Below are 14,729 nucleotides of genomic sequence, written 5' to 3' on the forward strand. Positions count from 1 at the left end.
TGCTTCGGACGCATTTTGCAGATACAATATAAGGATATAGGAGTCGCACTTAAGGGTAAAAATAACAAAGAACCCTACATTAAAAGGAGATTAGATCATTTGAAAACTTTTGCAGAATTCGGCTTAGAGCCAAAGGTACTTCGAGCCATTACAGAGATGGGTTTTGAAGAATCCACACCAATCCAGGAAAAAGCTATTCCCATCGCAATGGATAACCGCGACCTGATCGGGCAAGCACAAACCGGTACAGGAAAAACCGCTGCCTTCGGAATTCCGTTGGTTAACAAAATCGATGTGAAGGAAGAAAAAATCGTCGCTTTGATCATGTGCCCTACCCGCGAATTGGCCATTCAGGTGGCTGAGGAGATCGAGAAGCTTGGAAGATTCAAGGGGATCCGTTCCCTTCCGATCTACGGCGGTCAAGATATCGTGAAGCAAATTCGCGCATTGAAAAAGAGACCACAAATCATTATCGGTACTCCAGGCCGTTTGCTTGATCATATCAACCGCAAAACCATCAAGCTGGACGACGTGCAAACCGTTATTTTGGACGAGGCGGACGAAATGCTGGATATGGGCTTCATGGAGGACATTCAATCCATCCTGAAGTTGGTTCCGGAAGAACGTCATACCATGCTGTTCTCCGCAACGATGCCGGTCAACATTCAAAAGCTGGCTCACCAGTTCCTGAACAACCCGGAGCATGTATCCGTCATTCCTAAGCAAGTTAGCGCACCTCTGATCGATCAGTCGTACATTGAGCTGCACGAAAGACAGAAGTTCGAGGCTCTGTGCCGCCTGATTGATATGGAAGCTCCAGATCTTGCGATTATTTTCGGACGTACGAAGCGTCGTGTCGACGAGCTGTCCGAAGCGCTGCAAAAACGCGGCTATACGGCAGAAGGTCTGCATGGTGACTTGTCCCAGAACCAGCGTGACAATGTCATGCGCAAATTCCGTGACGGAAGCATCGACGTGCTGGTAGCAACGGACGTGGCAGCCCGGGGCTTGGACGTTTCCGGCGTAACTCATGTTATTAACTTCGATTTGCCTCAGGATCCTGAGAGCTACGTTCACCGCATCGGCCGTACCGGCCGCGCTGGTAAGGAAGGCGCAGCGTATACGTTCGTAACGCCAAGAGAAATCGATCACTTGTACTTTATCGAGAAGATCACTCGCCATAAAATTACAAGAAAACCGATGCCTAGTCTGGCAGAAGCGATCGAAGGCAAACAAAAAATTACAGCCGAGCGCATCCTTGAAGTGCTTCAAAAGGATGACCACAATGAATATAAAGGCTTGGCGATTCAATTGCTGGAGCAGCATGATTCCGTTCATCTGCTTGCCTCTGCATTGAAGCTGCTGACAGGCGGTAAGAAGGAAATCGAGATCGAATTGACTCCGGAAGAGCCGCTGCGCGCTAAGAAAAGAAGACCAGACGTACGCAGCTCCGGCCGCAGACCATCCGGTCCTTACGGAACAGCTGGCGGTGCACGCCGCGGCGACGGCAGATCGTATGACCGCGACCGTTCCGGTTACTCTTCGAAACCTCGCAGAGACGGCGGCGGAAGAGACTACTCCCGCGATAACCGCGGAGGACGCTCCGAGGGCCGTGAATATAATCGCGACCGCGGGTTTAACCGTTCTACTTCTTCCCGTTCCAACGAGGAATTGGTTAAAAATTAATGAAAAAGGTGGAGCTTTCTTTATGAAAGCCCACCTTTTTTTTGATGCAAACGGATTGGAAATGCATATCGGGATGGTTCTCGCGGGAACCCTCGAAGCCATCTTAAAAGAAGCAGCCTTGAAGAATGATAACAAGCAGGATAAACAGGACAAGGATGATGCCGGTTGAGGTCCATACATTTGCTCCAACGGACATGGTTGCCAACCTCCTTTACTTGTGTGAATGCCGGGTGCTACTATAGCATATGACTATAGACGAAAACCGCATAGACAGCTACCTAGTTGATGAAAAATAGGCTATAATATAGCTTATATAGATATCAGCACATGTAGATCGCTAAGGAGGGCTTATATTGGAGTTTAGAGGGTTAATGGGGGGATTTTACCGTATATCGGAATGGATCATGCGGTTATCCGTTATAAATGTGTTATGGGCGCTTTGCTCGCTGCCGGTTTTTATCGTAGGGCTGATGGGCCTCATGTCGCTCCAGATTGACGAAACCTTTTCGCAATTTTATTTCTTCCTTCTGATACTCGGCGTTTTGTCACCGTTTACACTTTTTCCTGCAACTGCGGCCATGTTTTCGGTTGCCCGCAAGTGGCTGACCGGTGAAGAAGATGTGCCGTTGTTCAAAACCTTTTTCCGCGGATATAAGGAAAACTATAAGCAAGCCATGCTGGGCGGTCTTATCTATTTGGTGTTCGGGATCATTATCGGTGTCAATTTATATTTCTACAACACGAGGCCAGGTAATTTAAGTCTGTTGAAATATTTGATCTTGATGCTGACCGTGCTGCTTACGGTATCGCTGTTCCATTTTTTCTCCATCTTATCCCATCTTCATATGAAGCTGCTTCAAATAATTAAAAATGCGGTGCTGATTTCGATTGGACATCCTGTCCGCTCGATTTCAATGCTGGTATTAAATGGAGTTGTCATTTATTTCAGCTTCGCCAAATTTACGTTCCTGATCCCGTTCTTCATGGGCACCATTGTTGCCGTTATTTCGTTCTGGCACTTTAACCATATCTTCGGCCGGCTGCAGGAGAAGCAGCAGGAGTTGGCCGAGAAGGAATCGGAGGCGCAAGCCGCCAGTGACGAGCAAACAGCGCTTGAATCCGGTACGGATCAAGCAGAGGCAGACCATGCAGAGAAGAAGGAACCGTCCTCAGCTGCGGCAATGAATCAACAGGATGATGGCGGGCATACTAAACCTGACAAACCATAGAAATTTTGCTATGGCAGCAAGTTCTTCTTGTTCAAGGTTTACATTCCGTCGAGAAGATCATATAATGAATGTACAACAAAATCCTGCGATGTTCGTTTCGGTTTTAAGTTGTTTTGAACCAATGACTGTTTCTTGGGAGTCCTACATTGTAGCGTTGCTGACATGCCCCCGAAAAGGGACCTCAAACACGCTTCTGCGGACACCCACCTGCGAGAGCGGGTTTGAAACGCTAAATCGGACGGCATATGCGGGTTTTTTGCTGTAATTTCGCTGCTTTAATTCATAGTCTGTATTGAAGCAAGTGCCAAAAGCGTTCCTGTTGAATTCGTTTATCATTTCATGCTATGTCTACGACCTGCATCTTTTGAATTCAGGAGATAGGGGACAAGCTCTTTGGTATCTTACCTTCATTGCATTAAAGCGGTGTAGAAACAGATTGAAGGAAAAGATATGAAAGGGTGACTAGGTTTTGAAACTGTTTATCGACACAGCCAATGTGGAAGAAATTCGCAAAGCAAATGATCTGGGAGTCATTGCGGGGGTTACAACCAATCCTTCTCTTATCGCTAAAGAGGGCAGAGACTTCTTCGAAACGGTTAAGGAAATTGTTTCCATCGTAGGAAATGTTCCTATCAGTGCCGAAGTAATTAGTCTTGAAGCTAAAGAAATGGTTGAGCAAGGACGCAAGCTGGCCGCATTGGGCGAAGGCATCGTTGTTAAAGTGCCAATGACGGAAGAGGGCTTGAAAGCAACCAAGATTTTCACGCAAGAGGGCATTAAAACCAACGTAACCCTGATTTTCAGCTCTACTCAAGCATTGCTTGCAGCACGCGCAGGAGCAACTTATGTGTCTCCGTTCATCGGCCGTTTGGACGATATCAACCAAGTGGGTATGAACCTGATTAGTGAAATCAGCGAAATTTTCAAAGTACACAATATTTCCTCGGAAATTATCGCGGCTAGCGTTCGTCATTCCGCTCACGTGATTGAAGCAGCTTTGGCAGGTTCGGATATTGCAACCGTTCCTTATAAAGTCATTCAATCCATGGCCAAGCATCCTTTGACAGATGCAGGAATTGAACGTTTCCTCGCCGACTGGGAAGGCGCGAAATTAAGCCAGTTCTAATTTCGGTACATATAAAAAAGCCTGTTCAGCTAACTGAACAGGCTTTTTTAATTTCATAGGGTATCCCGCAATTATCTTGATATCGGTCAGCCTAGAGGCCAACGCCACACTTAGCAACGCCCCGGCCTTGCCATTACCCTTTCGAAGAGGAGGAGGCCAGATCCGTTAATTGATGCAATGTCGATTTGAGAGTGGGGTACAACGTACGGAATACTTCATAGTATTTCTCGTACTGTGCTTGATTCTCAGGCTTTGGTTCTACCCGGTCGACAACTTGTATCCATTGCTCGCATAAATCGCTTATATCCCGTTGTAGAACGCCTGAAGCGGCCATGACTGCGGCACCATAGGCAGGGCCGTCCGTCGAATTGACGGTGACGACAGGATAACCGAAAATGTCGGCGATCATTTGTCTCCAGAACAAGCTGCGAGCACCGCCGCCATTGACGCGCAATTCTTTGATTTCAATGCCGGAGGCCTTAATGAGCTCCAGCGAATCGCGCAGGCCGAAGGTGATTCCTTCAAGAACGGCGCGGGTAAGGTGAGCTTTGCCATGACGCAGGTTCAGGCCGATAAAGCCGCCGCGAGCCTTAGGATCGGGATGAGGCGTACGCTCACCGGTTAAATAAGGCATGAACAGCAGCCCTTCGCTTCCGAGCGGAGCCGATGCAGCAAGCTCTGTCAGCAGTTCATATACATCGTGGCCTTCTGCCGCGGCTTGTTTTTGCTCCTCCTGTGCAAGGTGGTTCTTCCACCATTGGAACGACCCTCCGGCCGCGAGCATGACGCCCATGCGATGCCATTTGCCGGGAACGCCATGGCAGAAGGAGTGCAGCCTGCGCAGCTCGTCGGCTTGATAGGAATCGTCATGTACGAAGACGACGCCCGAGGTGCCCAGAGCGACGGAGGCGATGCCCTGCTTCACAACGCCGACGCCCACCGCGCCGCAGGCCTGGTCGCCGCCTCCGGCGACAACAGGCGTACCGGGTGCAAGGCCGGTACGTTCAGCCGCAGCCGATGTCAGTCGGCCTGCAATATCATTGCTCTCATAGAGCGGAGGCAGCCATTCCATAGGAATGCCGAGCCCTTCCACCACTTCCGTTGACCAGCGGCGGTTAGCCACATCCAGCAATAAAGTCCCGCTCGCGTCGGCCATATCCATGCCGAACTCTCCCGTAAGCTGCAGCCGTACATAATCCTTCGGCAGTATCAAATGTGCTGTCCGCCGGTAATGTTCCGGCTCCTCATCACGAAGCCAGATGACCTTCGGAGCTGTAAAGCCGGTCAAAGCCTTGTTGCCTGTAAGCCTTCCGAGCTCCTCCGAGCCAATCGTTTGTTCGATCCATTCGCATTGTGCAGCTGTCCGCTGGTCACACCAGAGCAGGGCAGGGCGGACCACCTTCCGCTCGCTGTCGAGGAAGACTGAGCCGTGCATTTGTCCGGACAGCCCAATGCCCGCCACGTCTTGACCGCTTATAGCCGCCTTGTCCAATAGTGCACGTATGCAGTCGGCCGTTCCCTGCCACCAATCCTCCGGATGCTGCTCCGCCCAGCCAGGCTGCGGCTGAAGAAGCGGATATTCCACGCTGTGACTTGCCTTTACCTTACCTTGATCATCCACTAAAATACATTTAACAGCGGATGTCCCCAAATCGATACCAAGAAAATAGGTCATGATCTTCACCTCAAGCATAAATTAACTTTGTTTATTAAATAAACAAATGCGTGATATAATATATTCGCAGGCAAATTGAAAATTCCTGCTGACTTTTGGTACCTGGTTATATAAAATAAATTTTGCTAGCGGTTAAAGGAAACGGATGGTGGAAAGCAGTGAAGCGTGGGACAATGTCAGGGGATAGCTCCCTGTTAAAATCGATCAATAAATCAACTTTGCTCAAGTTAATCAAACTACATGCACCTATCTCCCGGGCGGAGCTTGCCAAGCGAACCAAGCTGACCCGGGCAACGGTATCGGCTCTTGTAGAAGAGCTGATGAGCGAGCATTGGGTAGTTGAAACGGGGATCGGAGAATCCAGCGGCGGCCGCAAGCCCATGATGCTGGAGATTCACCATAAGGCAGGCCACATTATTGGCGTCGATCTTCGGTCGACCAACATGCTCGTTCTGGTTACGGATATGTGCGGAGCCGTGATACGCAAAACATGGTATCCCTACGAGCAAGGAGAAAGCGCAGAGGGGACGTTGCGGCAGCTGTTGTCGATCCTGAGGCAGGAGCGTGCGGCTCTGCCTGCTAGTCCACTCGGCTTGCTTGGCGTCGGGATAGGTATTCACGGCTTCGTGGAATATCCGTCCAGCCGCATCTTATTCGTGCCGCATACAGGCTGGAAAAAGCTGAATTGGAAGGACGCGATCGAGGAACAGCTGGGTATACCGGTCATCATTGATAATGAAGCGAACCTGGCCGCTCTGGGCGAATTGGAATTCGGCGCTGCTGCGGATTGCTCCAATATGCTGTATTTAAGCGTCGCCGGAGGGATCGGGGCAGGCCTTGTACTGCAAGGCGAATTATTCAGAGGCAATAACGGCTATGCCGGGGAAATCGGGCACACGACGATGGAATTGAACGGACGCCCCTGCTCCTGCGGCAATCGGGGATGTTGGGAGACATATGCATCCGAGAGAGCGATTGCGAATGATTTGCATGTCGAATATGCTCCGGGATTTACCGAACGGATATTGGACAGGCTGAATAAAGGAGATGCCGAGGCAATCGCGGTGGTTCGTAAAGCAGGTCTGCATTTGGGGGTCGGTATCGGGAATATGATGCATACCCTAAACCCGCAAATGATCGTTATAGGTAACGCCATGGGACAATACGCCCCTTGGATCAACGAGAGCATTCATGAGTCCTTGGATTCGAGATTCTCTTATTTAAGCTCGTTCAGCGTCCGTGTGGCCTACTCCCGGCTGGGAGAGGATTGCTGTGCTTTGGGTGCGGTTTCCGCTGTCATTCGCGAGAAAATGATCGGTTAGAAGCTACCCTTTTGAACGTCCAAAAGGATCTGGTTCTCCAAGTACAATAAAGGCATTTTTTGTCATCCAGCTGTAATATTTCTTCATCTGTTTATCATAAAGATGTCAAAAATGTGAAATAACTCTTTCTCAATCCATCAAACAATGATATGATAAAAGACAGTGTAAACCGGATTTTGTATTGTACTTCAATGAGGAGGGAAGGCTTTGTTAAAGCGCACCTTAATCGGCCTTATTCGCAGCCACGAAACAACAGGGGAAAGAGCGAAAGATCCGGCTTTGAAAACCCGATACTATAAACTTTCGATGGATCAGGTTTGGGATGAAGTCACCAATATGTTTAAGAAAATGAACGGCTACAAGCTGCTTCATGAGGTGAAGAATGTCGGGGAGATCGTTGTAGAGAAAAAGACGATCACAGGTCGTACGCAAGATATTACGTTAACCTTATTTGCTATTAATCCGGTAAAATCGGCTGTGGATATTTATTCAGCATCCAGGGGCTCGTTAGGTGATCTTGGTTCGAATTATCGGACTATCCTTGAGATATACAGACAATTGGATAAGCGGCTTGCTGCTTATAAAGTTGACAAGTAGTAGCGAATTTCTTACAGAACAGGCAGCAAACATAAAAACAGCGGGAGAAGCTGGGCTTCTCTCGCTGTTTTTTCTTGGGCAGCTGTATGTATGATTACACTAACTTCTTAACAGCTTCCACTGCTGCTTCATAGTTAGGATGCTCGGTCATTTCGCCCAAGTACTCTACGTATTGAACGGTGTCGTTAGCATCGATAACGAAGATGGATCTCATCAGCAATTGAATTTCTTTGATCAATACGCCATAAGCTTCGCCGAAGGATTTGTTCTTGTAGTCGGACAAAGTAACGACTTTGTCGATGCCTGCAGCACCGCACCAGCGGGATTGAGCGAACGGAAGGTCAACGCTGACTGTCAGCACCACTACGTTATCGCCAAGCTTAGCTGCTTCTTCGTTGAAACGGCGGGTTTGCGCGTCGCATACACCGGTATCCAAGGAAGGAACTACGCTGATCAGCTTCACTTTGCCTGCATAGTCAGCCAAAGATACTTGCTCCATCAGGTTTTTGTTTACTTTAAAATCAGGAGCTTTGTCTCCTACCTTGATTTCTGGACCTACTAAAGTAATCGGATTGCCTTTAAACGTTGCTACTCCGGTACGTTCTTGTGCCATGGAAATGGGCCTCCTTAAATACAATGAGAATGATTGGTATTTAACCTTCATTTATTATAAACTTTTTATTAGGAACTTGTCCAATCGGAAGGAGAACCGTTGTGGAACTTAGACAGCTGCAATATTTTGTGAAGGTAGCCCGAAAACAGCATGTGACCCAAGCGGCCGAGGAGCTGCATGTGGCCCAATCGGCGGTGAGCCGCCAAATCCATCAACTAGAAGAGGAGCTCGGTGTGTCCTTGTTCGTTCAGAAGGGCCGCAATTTGCAGCTGACTCCAGTCGGCAAATTATTTTTAAGCCGGGCGGAAGCGGTATTGACCGAATTGGAAAGAGCGGTTATTGAGGTCCGCGAATTTCTCGATCCGGAGGTAGGGGAAATTCGGATCGGGTTTCCTCATAGTCTGGGCATTTATCTGCTTCCGACCGTCGTCGCGAACTTTCGCCAGTCCCATCCGAACGTCAAATTCAAGCTGCGTCAAGGCACATATAACAGTCTGATCCGCGATGTGAAGAACGGGGAGATAGACCTGGCCTTTATTTCGCCTCTGCCGAACAGAAATGAGCATGTCAGCGGAGAACTGCTGCTTCAGGAGGAAATGTACGCTATCGTCCCCCAAGGCCATGTACTGGCCGATTATAACGTGATCCGATTGGAGCAGCTGAAGGATGAGGCGTTCGTTATGTTCAGCGAGGAATACTCGCTTCGGAATATCGTACTGGAAGCCTGTGCCAAAGCGGGTTTTGTACCCCGGATAGGATTTGAAGGCGAGGAAACGGACACGATACGCGGCTTGGTTGCTGCGGGAATGGGGGTCAGTCTCCTGCCGGAAATGGCATTGACCGAAATCAGCCAGCTGCAGCCTGCCAAGGTAAGGGTCATTGAGCCGCAGGTTACACGCAGCGTAGGGCTGATTCATAGGGCGGGGGAGAAGCTGCCGCTCGTAGCTGAGGTATTTCAACAATATTTACTTGAATTTTTTAATTGCAAAAAATAAAGAGAAAATGAAAAACGCCGCAGAAGCGGCGTTTTGTTGTTTGTATGCGATTAGTCGTTGTTGCGGTTGGTGAAGATCATAATGTACTTCACGAGCTCAAGGAGAGAGATCAGTGCAGCGGCTACGTAGGTGAGCGCCGCAGCATTCAGCACCTTGGCCACTCCGCGCTCTTCATCGTTCGTAATGAAGCCTTCAGCGACCATCAAGTCTCTGGCGCGGTTACTTGCGTTAAACTCTACAGGCAGCGTCACCAGTTGGAACGCAACGGCCGCGGAGAAGAAAATAATACCGAGTCCGAGCAAGAAGCTGAATTGCTGGAAGATCAATCCCGCGATAATGAGCAGCGGAGACACGCCGGAAGCGAAGTTCACGACCGGGAACATATTGTGCCGGAGCGTAAGCATCGGATAGGACACTTTATGCTGGATGGCATGACCGACTTCGTGACAAGCAACGGAAATGGCTGCGATCGAATTCTCATAGTACACAGGCTCGGATAAGCGCACAACCCGATGAATCGGATCGTAATGGTCGCTCAAGGCGCCTTGTACAGGCTCGATCGGCACATCGTACAATCCGTTGGCGTCGAGCATGCGGCGGGCCGCTTCATACCCCGTCATCCCGGAATAAGTAGGTACTTCCGCCCATTTGTTGAATGTGCTTTTGACTCGGAATTGAGCCCAGAGAGAAAGCAGAAAAGCGATGATGATCAAAAAATCCATCGGGTGAAAAAACATGGCAGCAGACCTCCTTACAAATTAGGAAAAGGGGCTTTTACCCAATAGCAACAGCAAGGCTTCGATACACGCAGCTGTATGCGGTGTGAGCATCTTGTTGAAATATTTCAGCTGGGACGGCTTAAGCTTGTCAAGAATCGGACTGATCTCCTGCACTTCCTTCTGCAGCTGCTGCAGGTGAAGCTGGATATTCGTCAATTTATCGGTAACGATCTCATCGTGACTTACTTTGGTCCACAACTTTAAGCTCGCCTTGATTTCCTCTAAGGTATACTTTTCCCTTTTCATATTTTCAATACGTTTGAGTCGCGTTAAAGTTTCATCGCTATACAAACGATAATTAGTATCTGAACGTTTCTCCGGCTCAATGAGTCCTAGCTTCGTATAATAGTCAATCGTTCTAGGACTGACATTGGTCAAACGGGCCAGCTCACCGATTTTATACAGCTTCATATCCCCATGGATATCCCCTCCTATATAGAATCTTATTAATTAGTATGTATGTATATCTGATGCTCTTTAGTATTTATGATAACTGATATCAAACCATACAGTCAAACGTTATGCTTTTGCATAACGCCTTATGCTTTTTCGTGCAGCTGACGAAGGTAAGGCACCGAGCCTTGAAGGAGGGAAATTATATTATAAAAGCATTAGCTCGTACTCATTTGTCATAAAATATAACATTGAAATAAGAAAAACACTAGTAATTATGTTGTAAAACCGAATTATGCGTATTTTATGTAAGGTTATTTTTCGTTTTTTACCGTTTTTTTAGGAAAAATCTATTGTCAAAACAAAATACGCTGTATATAATGACATTAAGATTTTCAGTTCATGTTATATAAATTAACATTAAAGAGGAAGTGGTTAACCATGTTTAAGAAGTTGCTTGTTTCAACAGGTGTCCTATCTATGCTGGTACCTACTATGGCTTTTGCTGCAGATGATAAAACACCGGCACAGCTCGCGAGCGCCATCGACTCTGTATGGGTGATGCTGGCAGCGATCTTGGTTATTTTCATGCAAGCGGGGTTTGCACTTCTGGAAGCTGGGTCCACTCGAATGAAAAATGCCGGCCATGTTGCCGGGAAAACCATTCTTACCTTCGGTATATGCGCAATAGCCTTCTGGGCTATCGGTTTTGGCTTTGCCTTTGGTGACGGCAACAGCTTTATAGGGACGGGGGGCTTCTTCCTGGATGGAACTCAAGAACAAGCGACAGCATCCATAAGCCTTTTTGCAGAATCTCCTATTCCTATCGGTATCTTGTTCTTGTTTCAGCTTGCTTTTTGCGGCGTTTCCCTTGCCATCGCTTGGGGCGGCTTTGCGGAGCGCGGTAAGCTTCCGGTGTACTTCATCTTCGGGATTTTGTTCACGGTATTGATTTATCCGGTAGTAGCTCACTGGGTATGGGGCGGCGGCTGGCTGGGTCAACTGGGCATGCAGGATTTTGCCGGTTCGACGGTTGTTCATTTGCAAGGTGCGACAGCAGCGCTGGTAGCTACTCTTTTGCTTAAACCCCGCATTGGCAAATACAATAAAGACAGAACTCCAAATTTGATTCCGGGGCATAACCAAGTATTATCCGTACTCGGCGTTATCATTCTTTGGATCGGCTGGTTCGGATTTAATGCAGGCTCGACTCTGAGTGCAACGGGCGACGGATTCTTCGGCTATGTGGCCTTAACAACGAATCTGGCGGCGGCAGCCGGTGCGGTAGCGGCTATGGTGGTATCCTGGATGTACTTCGGCAAGGCGGACATTCCAAGCATGTTGAACGGGGTTCTTGCGGCTCTGGTTGCCATCACGGCAGCATGCGCTTTTGTAACTCCACGCGACGCCATCATTATCGGGGCTTTGGCAGGCATCATTACCTTCTTCACGGCACAATGGTTTGAAAAAGCAGGCATTGACGATCCGATTTATGCCTTCTCGGTGCACGGGATCGCAGGGATTTGGGGAACACTGTCCACGGGCATATTTGCAACACCGGAATTGGCTGAGAAAGTGGGAGTCGGTAAAGCCGGGCTTCTGTATGGCGGAGGCGTGGAGCAGCTGGGAGTTCAAGCATTAGGGGTATTCGGAGCGTTCATCTTTGTTCTTATTCTATCCTTTATTATTCTGGCTATTATAAAAGCTACCGTCGGTCTGCGTGTTACCGAAGAAGAAGAAATTATCGGTCTCGATTTGTCGGAGCACGGAACCTACGGTTATCCGGAGCAAATGAAGAAATCGGCAGCGGGCGGTGCCCACACGGTTTAGATAGTTTTAGAGAGACAATAATTTGACAGGCTGAAGGAGATGCTGCATGGAGCTGAACTCAATGGAAATGATTCGAACGGCAATTCAATCGGCAGGCTGCACCGGGCAGCTGCGTCTATTGCGGGATCAATTGCATGAGGAATTTGAGCGGCGTCTCCTTCACGCCTATTCCTTGGATTGGAATCGGGAGTTAAACCGGATTCACGACATGATGATTGCCAGGGTTGTGCAAATAGCCGAGGAAACGATGATGCAGGAGGAGGGGGCCGCGGCGCCAGTCCCTTACGCCTTTTGTCTGTTCGGCAGCGGGGGCCGGGGAGAGCAGACGCTCTGGAGCGATCAGGACAACGGATTGATCTATGCAGATCCTGCGGATTCGGAAAAGCTGGAGGAAGCCAAGACGTATTTCGCAGAATTGGCACAGCGGATTAGCCAGATGCTGCTGGAGCTGGGCTACCCGCCTTGCTCGGGCGGCGTGATCTGCACCAATGACAGATGGCGTAAATCATGGAGCGGCTATCGCTCGATGCTCTTCGAATGGCTTCAAGATCCTCATTGGGAACACATGAGATATCTGCTTATTATGGCGGATATGCGTGCGATATATGGCGATGGGGAATTAGTCCGGCGCCTTATACAGGAAGTAACGAGCTATGTGGAACGGAATCCCGTTATCCTGGAGCATTTGCTTCATAATACGCTTCATCACAAAATATCGCTGGGCCTATTCGGCCAGCTCATTAAAGAGAGATATGGAGAAGATGCCGGAGGAGTGGATATCAAATACGGCGCTTACATCCCCATTGTAAATGGTATTCGCCTTCTTGCCATCGAAGCGGGCTTGAGCGAGACGTCCACGGAAGGGCGTATAACGAAGCTGCTGGAGGCAGGGGCTGTTGAAGAGGAGATTGCCCAAGACTGGCTGGAGGCTTTGGCCATCGCGTTGAAATTCCGCTCCCTGACCCCTTTCCAAGTGGAGAATGGAAGCTATACGACGAGAGGGAAGCTTCCGGCTGATAGGCTGACCAAAGAACGCACGAGTGAATTGAAGCTGTGCCTGCGGATTGGGAATGATCTCCAGAAATACGTGAAAAAAGCTGTGCATAAAGAGATAGAGCAAGGTTAGAAGCACGCTAAACTAAGAGGTGATATCACGTGAAAGACATGAGACCTGCGGGGCGGATGTGGCATCTCTATAAAATGGGCGGTCTCACCCCTGCGCTTACCTCCATGTTTGATGCGCATAGCGCCCAGCAGATGGCTTTCATTCGATCCATTATGAAGGAGCAAAGGAAAAACTCCTTATACGATATCCCCCTGGAGACGGTGGAACTGGTTGTTTTCGACTTGGAAACGACCGGTTTTTCGCCGTATAACGGGGATGAGATCATTTCGTTCGGAGCCGTAGCGGTTAGAGGCGATTCGGTGTTGGAGGAGGAAACCTTCTACAGTCTTGTTAACCCCAAACGGCCAATACCCGATCATATCGTGGAGCTGACGGGAATATCGAATGAAATGGCCGGCAAGGCTCAGGATTTGATCGGAGGGCTTCGCGCGTTTCTCGAGTTTGTGCAGCAAAAGCTGCTGGTTGCCCATGGAACGGGGCATGACAAGCATTTTTTGAATGCGGCCTTATGGAAAACGTCCAAAGTCAATCTATCGCACCGGATGCTGGATACTATGATGCTTGCCAAATGGCTGCACCCGAAGCTGCAGCAGTATGATCTGGATACACTGCTGGAGCTGTACGGCATTGAAGTGACGAACAGGCACCATGCACTAGAGGATGCTAAAATGACGGCTCGCTTATGGGGAGGGCTGCTGCAAGAAATTCGCTCCAAAGGGATTCACAATTTGGGAGATCTGTACTCCCGGCTTAGCCATCAACATTAAAACCTTCAGCACAGTCGGGTGCCGAAGGTTTTTTTGACTTTGTTAAAGATTTCACAAGACTTTCCAGCTTCAAACTGCTGAGGCACTTTTTATAGCAGGTTCTCATAGAGTAGTCCGCCAGTTCACAGGAAGAGCATGAATCGTTTGCTCGTCCGTCTGTACAAATCGGTAGGCTCGGATATCAGGACCATCCAGACGAACCAGGGAGACAATCCAATGGGTCGGAATTTGCTTCCATGAGGTCTGCATATCTTCATCGGATGGAACGGCGGCAGCCATAGGATGGGAATGCAGAATGCCTACAACGGTTCCTTTATTTCCTTCAGCAGGGGCAGGGTATATATATGGAAGCATTGCGGCCGGATCCATGGAAAAATGCCGCAAAGGATCATGCGAAGCATTAGCGATAGGAGCAAAGCCGTCAACAAAGATCCCCACATCGGTTTCAACTCCTAGAAGGAATCCGCATGCCTCATAAGGATGCTGACAGATACAGTAACTCAATATCTCAGTCCTAATCTTATCAGGAAGCAGGATAGTATAAGACAATGACATCATCCTTTTACATTCAGATGATGTCATTATAGCTTG

At 48.8% G+C, this 14,729-nt stretch carries 15 protein-coding genes and 1 other RNA gene; 10 read left to right on the plus strand and 6 right to left on the minus strand.

Features of this window, described 5'->3' with window-relative positions; all coding sequences use genetic code 11:
• Positions 1 to 99 precede the first annotated feature (99 nt).
• Positions 100 to 1,686: a degradosome RNA helicase CshA gene (gene cshA, locus ABEA66_RS23850; RefSeq protein WP_345591419.1), complete on the plus strand. Its 1,587-nt coding sequence runs from the start codon at positions 100 to 102 to the stop codon at positions 1,684 to 1,686.
• Positions 1,687 to 1,789: 103 nt separating this feature from the next.
• Here the strand turns inward: cshA and ABEA66_RS23855 are convergent, their stop codons facing one another.
• Positions 1,790 to 1,882, minus strand: a complete 93-nt coding sequence (locus tag ABEA66_RS23855; protein ID WP_225947869.1) for a YjcZ family sporulation protein — start codon at positions 1,880 to 1,882, stop codon at positions 1,790 to 1,792.
• A gap of 157 nt (positions 1,883 to 2,039) precedes the next feature.
• Here ABEA66_RS23855 and ABEA66_RS23860 point away from each other — a divergent pair, with 157 nt between their 5' ends.
• The 3 genes from ABEA66_RS23860 to fsa all read left to right on the plus strand — a co-directional run bounded on the left by ABEA66_RS23860 (position 2,040) and on the right by fsa (position 4,041).
• Positions 2,040 to 2,915, plus strand: a complete 876-nt coding sequence (locus ABEA66_RS23860; RefSeq protein ID WP_345591421.1) for a YesL family protein — start codon at positions 2,040 to 2,042, stop codon at positions 2,913 to 2,915.
• A 77-nt stretch (positions 2,916 to 2,992) separates the two neighbouring features.
• Positions 2,993 to 3,173: non-coding RNA, 6S RNA (gene ssrS / locus ABEA66_RS23865), on the plus strand.
• 211 nt (positions 3,174 to 3,384) lie between these two features.
• Positions 3,385 to 4,041 (plus strand): fructose-6-phosphate aldolase, encoded by a 657-nt coding sequence (gene fsa / locus ABEA66_RS23870; protein ID WP_345591423.1) that lies wholly within the window; start codon positions 3,385 to 3,387, stop codon positions 4,039 to 4,041.
• 133 nt (positions 4,042 to 4,174) lie between these two features.
• On the opposite strand, the gene xylB is transcribed toward fsa, so the two are convergent.
• Positions 4,175 to 5,716, minus strand: coding sequence for a xylulokinase (gene xylB / locus ABEA66_RS23875; RefSeq protein ID WP_345591425.1), 1,542 nt, complete (start codon positions 5,714 to 5,716; stop codon positions 4,175 to 4,177).
• A 158-nt stretch (positions 5,717 to 5,874) separates the two neighbouring features.
• On the opposite strand from xylB, the gene ABEA66_RS23880 reads away from it, so the two are divergent.
• The gene (locus tag ABEA66_RS23880; protein WP_144027735.1) at positions 5,875 to 7,038 is read left to right on the plus strand and encodes an ROK family transcriptional regulator; all 1,164 of its coding nucleotides are present in this window, start codon (positions 5,875 to 5,877) and stop codon (positions 7,036 to 7,038) included.
• A gap of 207 nt (positions 7,039 to 7,245) precedes the next feature.
• Positions 7,246 to 7,635, plus strand: coding sequence for a DUF1499 domain-containing protein (locus tag ABEA66_RS23885; RefSeq protein WP_079908624.1), 390 nt, complete (start codon positions 7,246 to 7,248; stop codon positions 7,633 to 7,635).
• A 94-nt stretch (positions 7,636 to 7,729) separates the two neighbouring features.
• On the opposite strand, the gene tpx is transcribed toward ABEA66_RS23885, so the two are convergent.
• Positions 7,730 to 8,248 (minus strand): thiol peroxidase, encoded by a 519-nt coding sequence (tpx, locus tag ABEA66_RS23890; RefSeq protein ID WP_079908625.1) that lies wholly within the window; start codon positions 8,246 to 8,248, stop codon positions 7,730 to 7,732.
• A 101-nt stretch (positions 8,249 to 8,349) separates the two neighbouring features.
• Between tpx and gltC the strand changes: the two genes are divergently transcribed.
• Positions 8,350 to 9,243, plus strand: a complete 894-nt coding sequence (gene gltC, locus ABEA66_RS23895; RefSeq protein ID WP_079908626.1) for a glutamate biosynthesis transcriptional regulator GltC — start codon at positions 8,350 to 8,352, stop codon at positions 9,241 to 9,243.
• Between the two features lie 50 nt (positions 9,244 to 9,293).
• On the opposite strand, the gene ABEA66_RS23900 is transcribed toward gltC, so the two are convergent.
• Positions 9,294 to 9,980, minus strand: coding sequence for a zinc metallopeptidase (locus ABEA66_RS23900; RefSeq protein ID WP_079908627.1), 687 nt, complete (start codon positions 9,978 to 9,980; stop codon positions 9,294 to 9,296).
• A gap of 21 nt (positions 9,981 to 10,001) precedes the next feature.
• Positions 10,002 to 10,433 carry a MerR family transcriptional regulator gene (locus ABEA66_RS23905; protein ID WP_079908628.1) on the minus strand — a complete coding sequence of 144 codons (432 nt, stop codon included), beginning with the start codon at positions 10,431 to 10,433 and terminating at the stop codon, positions 10,002 to 10,004.
• 423 nt (positions 10,434 to 10,856) lie between these two features.
• Here ABEA66_RS23905 and ABEA66_RS23910 point away from each other — a divergent pair, with 423 nt between their 5' ends.
• Genes ABEA66_RS23910 through ABEA66_RS23920 form a run of 3 tightly spaced genes read left to right on the plus strand, consistent with a single transcriptional unit; the run spans position 10,857 to position 14,138 of the window.
• A complete protein-coding gene (locus ABEA66_RS23910; protein WP_079908629.1) occupies positions 10,857 to 12,245 on the plus strand; it encodes an ammonium transporter in 1,389 nt (462 codons plus the stop codon).
• A 46-nt stretch (positions 12,246 to 12,291) separates the two neighbouring features.
• Positions 12,292 to 13,371 (plus strand): DUF294 nucleotidyltransferase-like domain-containing protein, encoded by a 1,080-nt coding sequence (locus ABEA66_RS23915; RefSeq protein ID WP_345591433.1) that lies wholly within the window; start codon positions 12,292 to 12,294, stop codon positions 13,369 to 13,371.
• Between the two features lie 29 nt (positions 13,372 to 13,400).
• Entirely contained in the window at positions 13,401 to 14,138 is a 738-nt protein-coding gene (locus ABEA66_RS23920) for an exonuclease domain-containing protein (protein WP_079908631.1), read from the plus strand.
• Between the two features lie 102 nt (positions 14,139 to 14,240).
• On the opposite strand, the gene ABEA66_RS23925 is transcribed toward ABEA66_RS23920, so the two are convergent.
• Positions 14,241 to 14,720: a M67 family metallopeptidase gene (locus tag ABEA66_RS23925; protein WP_144027736.1), complete on the minus strand. Its 480-nt coding sequence runs from the start codon at positions 14,718 to 14,720 to the stop codon at positions 14,241 to 14,243.
• Positions 14,721 to 14,729: the final 9 nt, after the last annotated feature.

Source organism: Paenibacillus vulneris, assembly GCF_039543185.1.
Lineage (GTDB): Bacteria > Bacillota > Bacilli > Paenibacillales > NBRC-103111 > Paenibacillus_S > Paenibacillus_S vulneris.